Below are 13,182 nucleotides of genomic sequence, written 5' to 3'. Positions count from 1 at the left end.
ACCCGGGCTCGACCCTGACGATCGAGGAGCAGCAGTGGGAGGGCCTGGTGGAGCGCCTCACCACCTCGCTGTCCAGCGAGTCCGAGACGCCCGACGTCGTCGAGATCGGCAACACCCAGGCGCCGACGTTCACCTCGGCGGGCGCGTTCTCCGACCTGACCGACGAGCTCGACGACCTCGGCGGCGACGACCTGCTGCCGGGCTTCGTCGAGGGCGCGACGGTGGACGGCAAGACGTACGCCGTCCCGTACTACGCGGGCTCGAAGTACATCTTCTACCGCAAGGACCTCTTCGAGAAGGCGGGCCTGTCGGTCCCGACGACCATGGACGAGTTCGTCCAGGACGCCATCGCCCTCAAGGAGGCCAACCGCGAGCCGGCCAACTTCTCCGGCTTCTGGTTCCCCGGCCAGGACTGGCGCAACGGCGTGGCCTTCGTCTGGGACGCCGGTGGTGACCTCGCGGTCGAGGACGGCGGGGAGTGGCAGGGACACCTCTCGGCGCCCGAGTCGGTCGCCGGGCTCGAGACCGTCCAGACCTTGATGGAGCAGGCGTCCGGTGCGGCCAAGGACGGCAACGAGGAGAACCCGCAGACCCCGTTCTGTGCCGGCGAGGTCGGCATGATGTCGACTCCCGGCTGGGTGAAGGGGCTCATCGAGGACCCCGACTCCGGCTGCCCGGACATGATGGCCAACGTCGGCGTCTTCGCCCTCCCGGGTACCGACGGCCAGCCGGCTCCGGTGCTGCTCGGCGGCTCGGACATCGCGATCTCGGCCAAGTCGAAGAACCAGGACCTCGCCAGGGACGTCGTCGGCCTGATGCTCAGCGACGACTACCAGAAGCTCCTGGCCGCGGCCGGGCTCACCCCGGCAAAGGAGTCGCTGTCCAGCGAGCTGGGCACCGACGAGTTCGCCCAGGCCACGATCGCGGCGGCGTCCAACGCCAAGCTCACCCCGGCCGCGCCGGGCTGGGCCACGGTGGAGGGTTCGCGGGTGCTCGAGGACCTGTTCGTCGACATCGCCAAGGGCGGCGACGTCGAGGAGCTGGCCAAGGCCGCCGACGAGAAGATCACCGAGCAGCTCAGCCAGGGCTGAGCCACGACGTCGCTGCAGCTCCGTCACTGCACGACACAGATCGGCCGGGGCGGCGTCCCGGTGGAACCGACGCCGCCCCGGCCGCTCCATGCCCGACGATGATCGGACCCCGGGCAGTGCAGGACGCAACAGGCTCGAGAGGAGGAGGGGGTGAGTACGACGACCAGCGCACCGACCACCGCGCCCCCGGACATCGGGGTCCCCGCCGAGCGGCCGCCCCGGAGCCGCGGCGCCGGCGGGCTGCCGTACGCGCTCGCGCTCCCGGCGGCGTTCCTGCTCGCGCTCTCGCTCGGCTACCCGCTGGTGCGCCAGGTGGTGCTCTCCTTCCACGAGTACGGCCTGGCCCAGCAGTTCGGCCGCCCGGCCGACTTCGTCGGCCTCGACAACTACGAGGCCCTGGTCACCGACAGCTACCTGTGGAAGGTGCTGGTCCGCACCATCGTCTTCTGCCTGGTCAACGCGGCCGTGACAATGGTGCTGGGCATGGCCGTAGCGCTCCTGATGCGGCTGATGTCGGGTCCGGTCCGGGTCCTGGTGCAGGCCGGGCTGCTCCTGGCCTGGGCGATGCCGGTCGTGGCCTCGCTGACGGTGTGGCAGTGGCTCTTCGACACCCAGTACGGCGTCGTCAACTGGACGCTGACCCGCCTGGGCGCCGACTACGAGGGACACGCGTGGCTGCTGGAGCCACTGTCGTTCTTCTTCGTCGCCACGGTGATCGTGGTCTGGATGAGCGTCCCGTTCGTGGCCTTCACCGGCTACGCCGCGCTCACCCAGGTCAGCGAGGACCTCACCGAGGCCGCCGAGCTCGACGGCGCCGGCGCCTGGCAGCGGCTGCGCCACGTCGTACTCCCCGCGATCCGCCCGGTCCTGCTGATCATGGGGCTGCTGCAGATCATCTGGGACCTGCGCGTCTTCACCCAGATCTACGTGCTCCAGCAGGCCGGCGGCGTCACTCGCGACACCAACCTGCTCGGCACCTACATCTACCGGCTCGGGATCGGCGGCGGCGACTTCGGTACGGCGGCCGCGGTCGCGATGTTCATGCTCGCGCTCACCGTGATCCTGACCGCGCCGTACGTCGTCACCATGCTCCGGGCCGAGGAGGACTGACCCATGCCGCGACCACCCGCGCGATCGGCCCGGATCGGCGCCAACCTGGCCGGACTGGTGATCTTCCTGCTCTGCACGTTCCCGGTGTACTGGATGGTCAACACCTCGCTCCTGCCGCGCCGCGAGATCATCGCGCCGGACCCGACCTGGCTCCCGCTGGGCGGCTCGCTCGACAACTACCGCCGGGTGCTCTCCGGGGGGCGGTTCTTCGACGCGCTCTGGATGAGCCTCGGCGTGACGGTCGCGACGGTCGCCATCTCCCTGGTCTTCGCGTTCTTCGCGGCGCTCGCGGTGACGAGGTTCCGCTTCCCGGGCCGCATGGGGTTCATCGTCGCCCTGCTGCTGATCCAGATGATCCCGGTCGAGGGGCTGTTCATCAGCCAGTACAAGATGCTGGAGGGGTTCCATCTCCTCAACACGGTCGCCGGGCTCACCCTGGTCTACGTCGCCACCGTGCTCCCGTTCACGGTCTGGACGCTGCGCGGCTTCGTGGCCGGGGTGCCCTACGAGCTCGAGGAGGCCGCGATGATCGACGGCTGCTCGCGGCTCCAGGCCTTCCGCAAGGTGACCTTCCCATTGCTGGCGCCCGGGCTGGTCGCGACCGGCGTCTTCGGCTTCATCCAGGCGTGGAACGAGTTCACCCTCGCGGTCGTCGTGATGACGCGCGAGGACAAGAAGACGCTGCCGGTGTGGCTGGCCGGCTTCCTCGACGTCAACCGCGGCATCGACTGGGGCGGCGTGATGGCCGGCTCCACGCTGATCGCCATCCCGGTGATCGTGTTCTTCCTCCTGGTGCAGGGCCGCATGGTCTCCGGGCTCACCTCCGGGGCGGTGAAGGGGTGACGCCCCTCATGACGCTGGAGTCCACCGCCCTGCGCGTCCTGCTGCCGTCGTTCGCCGGCACGAGGCTGCCCGCCGAGGTCGAGCCGCTGCTGGAGGAGGGGCTGGGCGGGCTGTGCCTGTTCGGGTCCAACACCGCGGACGGGCCGGACGCGCTGGCGGCGTACACCGCCGCGGTGCGCTCGGTCTCGCCCGGTGCCGTCATCGCGATCGACGAGGAGGGCGGCGACGTCACCCGGCTGCACGTCACCGACGGCAGCCCGGTGCTCGGGCCGCTGGCCCTCGGCGAGGCCGACGACCTCGCGCTGACCCGGTCGGTGGGCCGCGCGATCGGCCTCGAGCTCGCGGCGGTGGGCATCAACCTCGACCTGGGGCCGGTCGCCGACGTCAACTCCAACCCGGACAACCCGGTCATCGGCACCCGCAGCTTCGGCTCGTCGGCGCCCGCCGTGGCCGCGCACGTGGCGGCCTGGACGATCGGCCTGCAGTCCGCGGGGGTCGCCGCCTGCGCCAAGCACTTCCCGGGCCACGGGGACACCGGCGAGGACAGCCATCTCGCCCTGCCGGCGCTCGACGCCGGCCTGGCGACGCTGGCCGAGCGGGAGCTGGTGCCCTTCGCGGCCGCCGTCGAGGCCGGTACGGCGGCGGTGATGACCTCGCACATCGTCGTGCGGGCCTTCGACCCCGAGCTCCCGGCGACGCTGAGCGCGCCGGTGGTGGGGCTGCTCCGCGGCCGGCTCGGGTTCCGGGGCGTCGTCGTCAGCGACGCCCTCGACATGGCCGGCGCCTCCGCGACCCGCGGGATCCCGGAGGCGGCGGTGCTCGCGGTCGCCGCGGGCGCGGACCTGCTGTGCATCGGCGCCGACAACTCCGTCGAGCAGGTGCGCGAGCTCCAGTGCGCGCTGGTCGAGGCGGTGCGCTCGGGCCGTCTCTCCGAGGAGCGACTGGACGACGCCGCCAAGGCCGTGTCCGCACTGGCCGTCACCTCGGTTCACGAAGAGCTCGACAGTCGAGCATTCTCCGAAGCCCTGGCAGCAGGCGCTGCACGCGCCGTGACCGTCGCCGGCGCGCTGCCCTCGCTCGCGGGAGCGCGGGTGGTCCGCGTCGACTCGCGCCCCAACATCGCCGTCGGCCAGACGTCCTGGGGGCTGCCCGCCGACCACGTCCTCGCGCCGGGCACCACCGACCTGCCGCCCGGGCCGCTGGTCCTCCAGGTCCGCGACGCGCACCGGCAGCCCGACGTGCTCGCCACCCTGGCCGGCGCCCCGGCCGGCTCCGTCGTGGTCGAGTGGGGCTGGCCGGCCGACCGGCGCACCGACGACCTGCCGACCATCCACGCACGCGGCTGGTCCCGCCCCGGCGCGGTGGCGGTGGCCGACGTACTCAGGAAGGCAGGCTTGAACCAGTGACCGGCACCATCGGCCTCGACATCGGGGCCACGAAGACTCTCGGCGTGCTGGTCGACGCCGACGGCCGGGTGCTGGAGCAGGTCCGGGAGGCGACCGAGCCCGGACCCGACGGCGTGGTTCGGACCGTCGAGCTCGTGGTGGCCCACCTCGGCGCCGCCACCGACGGTGCCCCGGCCACCTCGGTCGGCCTCGGCATCCCGGGGCTGGTCGACGTCGAGCGCGGGGCGGTCAAGCACGCGGTGAACCTCGGCGTCGACGGCGACTGGGTGCCGCTGCGGGCCGAGCTCGAGGCCCGGCTCGGGGTGCGCGTCGCGGTCGAGAACGACGTCAACGTCGCCACGCTCGGTGCGGTGGCGCTCAGCGGGATCCAGGACCTCGTCTACCTCTCGATCGGCACCGGCCTCGCCGCGGGCCTCGTGCTCGACGGTGTGCTCCGCCGGGGCGCGACCGGTGCGGCCGGCGAGATCGGCCACGTCCCCATCGACCCTCACGGCGCGGTCTGCCAGTGCGGCCAGCGCGGCTGCCTGGAGACCGTCGCGTCCGGCCGCGCGCTGGAGGAGGCCTGGCCGTCGGGCGAGGTCCCCCCCGCCCAGGCGCTCTTCGCGGCCGCAGCCGCGGGGGACGCGCGGGCCGTCGAGGTGCGCGGCCGGTTCGCGGCCGGCGTGGCCGACGCCGTTCGCACCCTCTGCCTGTCGGTCGACCCGGCCACGATCGTGCTCGGGGGTGGCGTGGCCCACCTCGGTCCGCCGCTGGTGGAGGCGGTGTCGGACGCGCTGCGCGCCCAGGCCGCGACGTCGCCGTTCCTGGCCTCGCTCGACCTCGCCGCCCGGATCAGGGTCGTGCCCGTCGACCAGCCGGTTGCGGCGATCGGAGCGGCCCTGTTGGGTCGTCAATGATGGAACGGCCATGGAAGTAGTCCCCCTCTCCTCGGCCGACGCGGTGGCGGCGCTGGCCGCCGACACGATCGAGGCGCTCGTCCGCAGCCGGCCGGCGTGCGTGCTCGGGGTGGCCACGGGGTCCACGCCGGTCCCGACGTACGCCGAGCTCGTCGCTCGGCACCGGGCCGGCACCGGCCCGTCGTACGGCGAGGTGCGGGCCTTCCTCCTCGACGAGTACGTCGGTCTCCCGGCCGGCCACCCGCAGTCCTACCGCGCCACCATCGCCCGTGAGCTGACCGACGACCTCGGCATCGCGGCCGAGCGCGTGCACGGTCCGGACCCGACCGACCCGGCGACCGCAGGCGCGTCCTACGAGCAGGCGCTGCTCGACGCCGGCGGGGTCGACCTGCAGGTGCTCGGCATCGGCTCGGACGGGCACCTCGCGTTCAACGAGCCCGGCTCCTCGCTCGCCTCGGCCACCCGGATCAAGACCCTCACCGAGACCACCCGGCGGGACAACGCGCGCTTCTTCGGCTCCGTGGACGACGTCCCCCGCCACGTGCTCACGCAGGGGCTCGGCACCATCCTGCGCGCCCGCCACCTGCTGTTCATCGCCACCGGCAGCGGCAAGGCCGACGCTGTCGCCGCGGCGGTCGAGGGCCCTCTCACCGCCTCCTGCCCGGCCTCGATCCTCCAGCTGCATCCGCACGCCACGGTGCTCCTCGACCCCGACGCCGCCGCCGGCCTCGCCCGGCTCGACCACTACCGCGAGGTCTACGCCGCGAAGCCGGACTGGCAGGGGCTGTAGCCGCCCGGCCGGGGAATCCGGCCCCCGAGGTCAGCCCCTCAGGTAGGCGAGCACCGCGGAGACCCGGCGGTCGGACGCAGGATCGAGGTCGAGCTTGGCGAAGATGTTGCCGACGTGCTTGCGGACCGCGGCCTCGCTGACCACCAGCTCCTCCGCGATCGAGCCGTTGGTGCGACCCTCGGCCATCAGCGCCAGCACCTCGCGCTCGCGGTCGGTGAGCGAGCCGAGCGGGCCGTCGGCGCGGCGCCGACCGAGCAGCTGGCGGACCACCTCGGGGTCGACCACGGTCTCGCCGGCTGCCACCCGGTCCACCGAGGCGAGGAACTCGCGGACGTGTCCGACCCGGTCCTTGAGCAGGTAGCCGATCCCGGCGGAGCCGGCTGTCGCCTCGAGCAGCTCGGGGACGTAGGCCTCCGCGACGTACGCCGAGAGCACCATGATCGCGATGGCCGGGTGCTCGGCACGGATCCGGGCGGCCGCGCGCAGCCCCTCGTCGGTGTGCGTCGGTGGCATCCGGATGTCGGTGACGACCAGGTCCGGCTGGTGCCGCGCGGTGAAGGCCAGCAGCGCATCCGCGTCCTCGACCGCCGCCACGACCTCGTGGCCGGCCCGCTCGAGGATGCCGACCAGCCCCTCGCGGAGCAGCGCCGCGTCCTCGGCGAGGACGATCCTCAGACCGGGCACTCCATCCTCACCTCCGTCGGCCCGCCGGGCGGGCTGGTCACCCGCAGCGTGCCACCGAGCGCGTCCAGCCGGACGGCCAGCCCCGCCAGCCCGGTGCCGGCCCCGGCGGCCGTGGCCCCTCCGACGCCGTCGTCGTCGACGGTGAGGACGAATGTCGAGTCCCGCACCCAGCCGTGCACGCCGGCCCGGCGCGCCCGGGAGTGCCGGGCCACGTTGGTGAGCGCCTCGCTGACCACGAAGTACGCCGCCTGCTCGACCGGTGCCGGCAGCCGCTCGGCCAGCGTGATGTCGACCGACACCGGCACGGGGGAGCGGTCGGCCAGCTCGTGCACCGCGGCGGCCAGCCCGTGGTCGACCAGCACCCGCGGGTGGATGCCGCGGATCGTGCTGCGCAGGTCGGCCAGCGCCTCCTCCGCCTGCCGGTGCGCGTCCTGGACCGCGACCAGACCGGGGCCGTCCGGCACGTCGAGCTCGGCCCGGCCCAGGGTCATGGTGAGCGCCACCAGCCGTTGCTGCACCCCGTCGTGCAGGTCCCGCTCGATCCGGCGCCGCTCGGTCTCGAAGGCGTCGACCAGGTCGACCCGCGACCGGCGCAGGTTCGCGACCTCCGCGACCAGCTGCGCCTCGCGCGGGTCCAGCAGCAGCCGCGCCAGGGCCCCCTGCGCGACGGCGGCCAGCGTGAGGGCGTACGCCGCGACCACGCAGAGCGCGACACCGACCAGGGCCGCCAGCCACGCCTCTGAGCCCGGGTCGACGTGCCAGCCGAGCATCACCAGGTCGCCGGTCTCGGCCAGGACCGGAGCGAGCACCAGCGTGACGGGCACGGTCACCAGGAAGACCAGCACCAGGAAGTCCAGCGGGAACAGCACGACGGCCAACAGGAAGGCATAGCCGACCTCGGGCCACGACATCGGCAGCCGCCGCCGCGCCTGCCGGCGCTCGCGCCTGGTGAGGGCCGAGGCGGGGCGGGACTGGACGAGCCCCAGCCGCCGGCGTTCGAGAGTGCCGAGCTGGCGGACCAGCGCGAGCAGCAGGACGACGAGCGGGATGCCGACCAGGAGGCTCGTGAGCAGGTAGGCCAGCGACCGCCACGGCCAGCGCGAGCGGAGGAAGCGCGCCGGGTGCCCGCGCAGGGCCGACCACGCGTCCATGACGTCGAGGCTAGGTGGCCTCGGGCGCAGATGGGGTAGCGCACGCGCTACCACCGGTGTCGCGCCGGGACCAGTGAGCGGGCCGCCGATCGCCGGTGTGCTGGATGGCATGACCACCACCGACGTCCTCGCCCCTCCCGTCGCGGTCACCCTCGACGGCGTCTCCCGCACCTACCGGTCGCGCGCCGGCGACGTGCACGCCCTGCGCGGCGTGACCCACACCTTCCTGCGCGGCACCTTCACCGCCGTGATGGGGCCGTCCGGCTCCGGCAAGACCACGCTCCTCCAGGTCGCCGCCGGCCTCGACCGGCCCACCGCCGGCGAGGTCGTGGTCGGCGACGTGCCCATCGGCCGGCTCAAGGAGACCGAGCTGACCAAGCTGCGGCGTACGTCGATGGCCTTCGTGTTCCAGGCCTACAACCTGCTCGACGCGCTGACGGCCTACGAGAACGTCGCCCTCCCCGCCCGGCTGGCCGGCCTGCGGGTCGACCGCGGTGCGGTGATGGACGCGCTGCGCCAGGTCGGGCTCGAGGAGAAGGCGAAGCGGCGTCCGCCGGAACTCTCCGGCGGTCAGCAGCAGCGCGTCGCGATCGCCCGGGCGCTGCACCTGCGGCCCGACGTGCTCTACGCCGACGAGCCGACCGGCGCGCTGGACCGCGCGTCGGGACGCCGGGTCCTCGAGCTGATGCGGAAGGCGTCGGACGAGAGCGGCCACACCGTCGTGATGGTCACCCACGACCCGCTCGCGGCGTCGTACGCGCACACCACGCTGTTCCTCGAGGACGGGCGGGTCGTGGGCCGGCTGGACCGAGCCGACGCCGCCACCATCGCGGCCACGATGAGCGAGCTCGAGCGATGATGCTGAAGCTCAGCCGGCAGACAGTCCGGCACTCGTGGCAGCCGTACGTCGGGGCGCTGGTCGCGCTCGTCTTCGGCATCGCCCTGCTGTCGGTGGCCGTCACCGTCGGCGGGGCGGTCGACACCACTGGCCACCGGGCCGGCCTCTCGGTCGAGGAGCGCGCCCAGCTGTCGGACCTGGCGTCGCTGTTCGGCCTCATGTCCGGCGTCGCGCTGTTCATGGCGATCTTCGTGGTCGGCAGCACCTTCGGCTTCGTCGTCGCCACCCGGCGCCGCCAACTCGGGCTGCTGAGGCTGGTCGGTGCGACGCCGCGGCAGGTGCGCCGGATGGTGCTGGGCGAGTCGGCGGTGGTCGCGGTGGTGGCCGCCGTGGTCGGGTCACTGGTCGGCATGCTGGCGGCGCCGGCCTTCCTGGAGGTGATGCGGTGGAAGGGGCTGCTGACCGTCGACCTCGACCTGCCCGCCCCCTGGCTGGCGTGGACGATCGCGGCGCCCATCGGGATCGCGGTCGCGCTGCTCGGCGCCTGGCGGTCGTCCAAGCGGGCCTCGCGGGTCTCGCCGGTCGCGGTGTTCCAGGAGGCCGGGCTGGAGCGGCGCCGGCCGGGCCTGTGGCAGCTCGTCATCGGCGTGCTCTGCCTCGGCGGCACGGTCGCGGCACTGGTCCTGGCGCACGCGCTGGACCCCGTCTTCGCACTGGTCATGTCGATCCTGGTGCCGGAGGTGGCGGTGATCGGCCTCTACTGCCTCGGCGGCTGGATCTTCCCCGGGCTGGCGGGGCTGGTGGCGCGTCCCTTCGTGCGCCGCGACGTCTCGGCCCGGCTCGCGCGCGACCACGTCCGGACCGCGGTCCGCACCCCGGTCGCGCTGGCCGCGCCGATCCTCGCGATCTCCGCGGTGGCCGGCTCGATGATCCTGGCGCTCAGCTTCACCGCCGACTGGGTGACCGCGCTCGACCGCGAGCAGCTCGCGACGCCGTACGTCGTCGAGACCAACGGCGACGCATCGGTCGGCGACCGGCTGGCCGACGTACCCCTGGCCGACCCGCGGGTCTCGGTCGTCCTCCCGGTGGGCGCCGAGCACGACCTGCAGGACGTGGACGTGGTCGACCCGGCGACCGCACCCGAGGCGCGGACCATGAAGGTGGTCAAGGGCGACCTCTCCGAGCTCGACCACGGCGTGGTCATCACCAGGGGTTGGTCCAGCGACTCCGGCGTGCACCTCGGTGACAAGCTGCTGGGCGCGCGCGTGGTGGCGGTCGTGCAGGACGCGCCCGACCTCTACTCCGACGTCATCGTGCCGCCGTCGCTGGTGCCCCAGAAGCTTCGTGACACGACGCCCCAGGAGTGGTTCGTCGACCCCGGGAGCGACGACCTCGCGGGGCTGCTGGAGGGCACCGACGCGGACGTGCTCACCAAGGACGCCTGGCTCGACCAGGTGGACCAGCAGACCAGGGAGAACAACAACCTCGGGCTGTGGATCCTGCTCGGACCGGCGGGGCTCTACGCCGCCATCGCGATCGTGAACTCGGTCCTGGTCGGTGCCTCCCAGCGCCGCGCGCAGCTGCGCACCATCGCCCTGCTCGGCGCCACCCGCGACCAGCTGCGCCGGATGGCCCTCTGGGAGGCCGGACTGGTCGGCGCGGCCGCGCTGCTCGTGGGCGGGGTCGTCACCGCCGTCGTCGGCTGGACCGTCCGGTCGGCGACCGCGGGCGACGTAGCGAACCAGCCCCTCACCTTCCCCTGGCTGCCGCTCAGCGCGATCGTCGCCACGTGCGTCGGCCTGACCCTGGTGGCGGCGTACGTCGGCAGCCGCCGATCCGGGGGATAGTGGCAGACGTTCCCAACGCGGATGAGCGTGAGGCCGGTGAGAAAGGTCTGGGACTATCCCTCAGGCCAGCGCCAGGGTGAGCGCCAGGACGGTGTCGGGGTCCTCGAGCCGGTCGCCGTAGACGTCGCGGAGCTGGCCCATCCGGTAGCGGACGGTCTGCGGGTGCACGAACAGCGCCTTGGCCATGTCGTCGCGGCGGCCCTGGTGGAGCAGCCAGGCGCGGAGGGTGTCGGCGAGCTTCTCGCGCGCGCTCGGCTTGAGGTCGTCGAGCGGGGCCAGCGCCCGGGCGCGCAGGTCGGCCAGTGCCGCCTCGTCGGCGTGCAGCACCAGCCGCGGGAGCTCCGCCTCGGTGTCGACCCCGACGCCGAGCTCGCGGGCGCGCAGGGCACGGTCGACCGAGCGGCGTACGTCGAGCCAGGGGACCGCCGGCCCGGCGATCGAGCCACGGTCCTTCAGGGTCCGGAGCAGGGCGGGCCGCCGCCGCGCGTGCGCGTCGGGCACCAGCAGCAGGGTGCCCGCGTCGAGGCCGGGCACCTCGGTGGCCTGCAGGGTGGCTGCCGACACGGCCGCCAGCACCGGGCGCACCTGCGCGTCCGGCACCAGGACGGCGGTGAGCGTGGTCGGCGGCGCCCAGCCGGCCCGCTCGGCGGCCTCGACGACGTCCTCGTCGGACGCGCCGTCCAGCAGCAGCTCGGCGATCCGCTCGAGCAGCCGCTGGCGCACCCGGCCGGTGGTCTCGGTCTCGTCGGTGTGCCCCGCGACGGCGGAGGCGGACAGCTCGTCGATGTAGGCGAAGACCAGCTCGGCGAAGTCGGCCAGGACGTTCGCGGGCAGCCCGTTGCGCACCGCGATCTCGGACAGCTCGTGCCACGACACCCGGGCCCCGATCCGGAACGCCCCGAGCAGCGCGTCGGTGGTGCGGCCGCTGCGCGCCTCGCCGCGCCCGAGCTGGTAGCTGCCCTCGACCGCCGGTGCCGTGGGCGTGCGGAGGTCGGCGGTGCGGCCGCGGCTGGCCAGGGTCAGGAAGCCGCCGAGCGCCAGCTGGACGGCGTTGCGGATGGTCGTGCCCATCGGGCCCGAGAACGCGTCGCGGTAGCTGGGTACCTCCTCGACGATCGCCGCGACGACGTCGTCGGCGACGCGGGAGAGCTGGCCGCGCATCTCCTCCAGGGCCGAGGCGGGGAGCTCGAGCCCCTGGGCGGCGGTGCGGACGGGGGTGGCCTGAGGCGTGCTACGCATCGGAAATTGTCTCCTGCGAACAAAACAAGCGCGGTGGTTCACGTCCACAGGACATGAATACTCGCCCACGATACAGGAGTCTTGACCCATGGCATCGATTTCCGCCTCCGGGCCCGCCCGCGGCTTCTCCGCGGGGTCGTCCCTGCGGAACGCGATGCGCCGGGTGGCGGAGGCCGCGGTCACGCCGCTGGAGCTCGGCGACGTCCTCGACGTCTTCCACCCGCTGCGCGGTGGCCGCGCCGGGCTCCAGGGCCGGATCGTCTCGGTCACGCCCGAGACCGCCGAGTCCGCGACCATCCTGGTCAGGCCCGGTCGCGACTGGGCCGGGCACGTGCCGGGCCAGTACGTCCGCGTCGGTGTGGACGTCGACGGCGTACGCCTCTGGCGCACCTACTCGCTGACCCACGGGCCGCGCCGCGACCGCAACCTGAGCTTCACGGTGAAGGCCATCCCGGGCGGCGTGGTGTCCAACCACCTCGTGCACCGGGCCCGCGCCGGCCAGATGATCCAGCTCGAGCAGGCCGAGGGCGAGTTCGTGCTGCCGGTGCCGATCCCGCGCAAGCTGCTGATGGTCACCGCCGGCTCCGGCATCACGCCGGTCATCGGCATGCTCCGCAACCTGTTCTCGCGCCGGGTGCCGGTCGACACCGACATCACCCTCGTGCACGTCAACCAGAGCGAGTCCTCGGCGCTGTTCCGCGACGAGCTCCGCGCGCACTCCACGGCGGGGCACCTTGCCCTCGTGGAGCGGTACGACGACTGCCACGGCATCCTCGACGTCGACCACCTCGACGAGCTCGTCCCCGACCTCGACGAGCGGCTCACCTACGCCTGCGGGCCGGCCGGGCTGCTCGACGCGCTGGAGAAGCACCACGCCGACCGTGGCCTCTCGCTGACGACCGAGCGGTTCCGCCCGGTCCTGGTCGAGGCGGGCGAGGGTGGCAGCGTCACCTTCTCCGACGGTCGCGAGGTCGAGGCCGACGGTGCGACCCCGATCCTCGACGTCGCGGAGAACGCCGGCGTCCTCATGCCCAGCGGCTGCCGGATGGGCATCTGCATGGGCTGCGTCGTCCCGATGCGCTCGGGCGCGGTCCGCGACCTGCGCAACGGCGCCGTCACCACCGCGATCCCCGGTGAGACCGGACCCGAGGGGGTCCCCATCCAGACCTGCATCAACGCTGCCGCCGGCGAGTGCCACCTCGATGAGGGCCGAGCGAAGCGAGGAGGTTGAGGAGGTCGCGCAGCGACCGTCTCGAAACCACCGCAACGAGGAGACTGACCAGACCC

At 73.4% G+C, this 13,182-nt stretch carries 12 protein-coding genes; 9 read left to right on the top strand and 3 right to left on the bottom strand.

Annotated features, from left to right (window positions below):
• From VFV89_RS23390 to VFV89_RS23365, 6 genes are all read left to right on the top strand, one after another.
• Positions 1-1,091: extracellular solute-binding protein (locus tag VFV89_RS23390; protein WP_329708398.1), on the top strand; the 1,091-nt coding region annotated here is incomplete at its 5' end.
• 150 nt (positions 1,092-1,241) lie between these two features.
• Positions 1,242-2,201 (top strand): sugar ABC transporter permease, encoded by a 960-nt coding sequence (locus VFV89_RS23385; RefSeq protein WP_329708397.1) that lies wholly within the window; start codon positions 1,242-1,244, stop codon positions 2,199-2,201.
• A gap of 3 nt (positions 2,202-2,204) precedes the next feature.
• Positions 2,205-3,044 (top strand): carbohydrate ABC transporter permease, encoded by an 840-nt coding sequence (locus VFV89_RS23380; protein WP_329708396.1) that lies wholly within the window; start codon positions 2,205-2,207, stop codon positions 3,042-3,044.
• 8 nt (positions 3,045-3,052) lie between these two features.
• Positions 3,053-4,450: a glycoside hydrolase family 3 N-terminal domain-containing protein gene (locus VFV89_RS23375; protein ID WP_329708395.1), complete on the top strand. Its 1,398-nt coding sequence runs from the start codon at positions 3,053-3,055 to the stop codon at positions 4,448-4,450.
• Positions 4,447-5,346, top strand: a complete 900-nt coding sequence (locus tag VFV89_RS23370) for an ROK family protein (protein WP_329708394.1) — start codon at positions 4,447-4,449, stop codon at positions 5,344-5,346. The genes VFV89_RS23375 and VFV89_RS23370 overlap by 4 nt, the downstream gene beginning before the upstream one ends.
• A gap of 10 nt (positions 5,347-5,356) precedes the next feature.
• The gene (locus VFV89_RS23365) at positions 5,357-6,136 is read left to right on the top strand and encodes a glucosamine-6-phosphate deaminase (RefSeq protein WP_329708393.1); all 780 of its coding nucleotides are present in this window, start codon (positions 5,357-5,359) and stop codon (positions 6,134-6,136) included.
• 30 nt (positions 6,137-6,166) lie between these two features.
• On the opposite strand, the gene VFV89_RS23360 is transcribed toward VFV89_RS23365, so the two are convergent.
• Positions 6,167-6,811: a response regulator transcription factor gene (locus VFV89_RS23360; RefSeq protein ID WP_329708399.1), complete on the bottom strand. Its 645-nt coding sequence runs from the start codon at positions 6,809-6,811 to the stop codon at positions 6,167-6,169.
• Positions 6,808-7,971, bottom strand: coding sequence for a sensor histidine kinase (locus tag VFV89_RS23355; RefSeq protein WP_329708392.1), 1,164 nt, complete (start codon positions 7,969-7,971; stop codon positions 6,808-6,810). Before VFV89_RS23355 ends, VFV89_RS23360 begins: the two co-directional genes overlap by 4 nt.
• A gap of 109 nt (positions 7,972-8,080) precedes the next feature.
• Here VFV89_RS23355 and VFV89_RS23350 point away from each other — a divergent pair, with 109 nt between their 5' ends.
• Complete coding sequence (locus VFV89_RS23350) at positions 8,081-8,830, top strand: ABC transporter ATP-binding protein (RefSeq protein WP_329708391.1); 750 nt, start codon at positions 8,081-8,083, stop codon at positions 8,828-8,830.
• Entirely contained in the window at positions 8,827-10,656 is a 1,830-nt protein-coding gene (locus VFV89_RS23345) for an FtsX-like permease family protein (RefSeq protein ID WP_329708390.1), read from the top strand. The genes VFV89_RS23350 and VFV89_RS23345 overlap by 4 nt, the downstream gene beginning before the upstream one ends.
• Positions 10,657-10,716: 60 nt before the next feature.
• Here VFV89_RS23345 and VFV89_RS23340 read toward each other — a convergent pair whose 3' ends face one another.
• Positions 10,717-11,895, bottom strand: coding sequence for a helix-turn-helix domain-containing protein (locus VFV89_RS23340; RefSeq protein WP_329708389.1), 1,179 nt, complete (start codon positions 11,893-11,895; stop codon positions 10,717-10,719).
• 88 nt (positions 11,896-11,983) lie between these two features.
• Here VFV89_RS23340 and VFV89_RS23335 point away from each other — a divergent pair, with 88 nt between their 5' ends.
• Positions 11,984-13,126 carry an iron-sulfur cluster-binding domain-containing protein gene (locus VFV89_RS23335; RefSeq protein ID WP_329708388.1) on the top strand — a complete coding sequence of 381 codons (1,143 nt, stop codon included), beginning with the start codon at positions 11,984-11,986 and terminating at the stop codon, positions 13,124-13,126.
• Positions 13,127-13,182 lie beyond the last annotated feature (56 nt).

It is taken from the genome of Nocardioides sp. (genome assembly GCF_036274455.1).
Classification (GTDB): Bacteria; Actinomycetota; Actinomycetes; order Propionibacteriales; family Nocardioidaceae; genus Nocardioides.
Note: the sequence above shows the minus strand (reverse complement) of the source record. Positions and strands in the feature narration are given on the sequence as shown.

Coding starts and splice junctions, on each gene's coding strand:
- VFV89_RS23380 (WP_329708396.1), top strand. CDS start 2,205: ATGCCGCGACCACCCGCGCGATCGGCCCGGATCGGCGCCAACCTGGCC.
- VFV89_RS23375 (WP_329708395.1), top strand. CDS start 3,053: ATGACGCTGGAGTCCACCGCCCTGCGCGTCCTGCTGCCGTCGTTCGCC.
- VFV89_RS23365 (WP_329708393.1), top strand. CDS start 5,357: ATGGAAGTAGTCCCCCTCTCCTCGGCCGACGCGGTGGCGGCGCTGGCC.
- VFV89_RS23355 (WP_329708392.1), bottom strand. CDS start 7,971: ATGGACGCGTGGTCGGCCCTGCGCGGGCACCCGGCGCGCTTCCTCCGC.
- VFV89_RS23350 (WP_329708391.1), top strand. CDS start 8,081: ATGACCACCACCGACGTCCTCGCCCCTCCCGTCGCGGTCACCCTCGAC.
- VFV89_RS23345 (WP_329708390.1), top strand. CDS start 8,827: ATGATGCTGAAGCTCAGCCGGCAGACAGTCCGGCACTCGTGGCAGCCG.
- VFV89_RS23340 (WP_329708389.1), bottom strand. CDS start 11,895: ATGCGTAGCACGCCTCAGGCCACCCCCGTCCGCACCGCCGCCCAGGGG.
- VFV89_RS23335 (WP_329708388.1), top strand. CDS start 11,984: ATGGCATCGATTTCCGCCTCCGGGCCCGCCCGCGGCTTCTCCGCGGGG.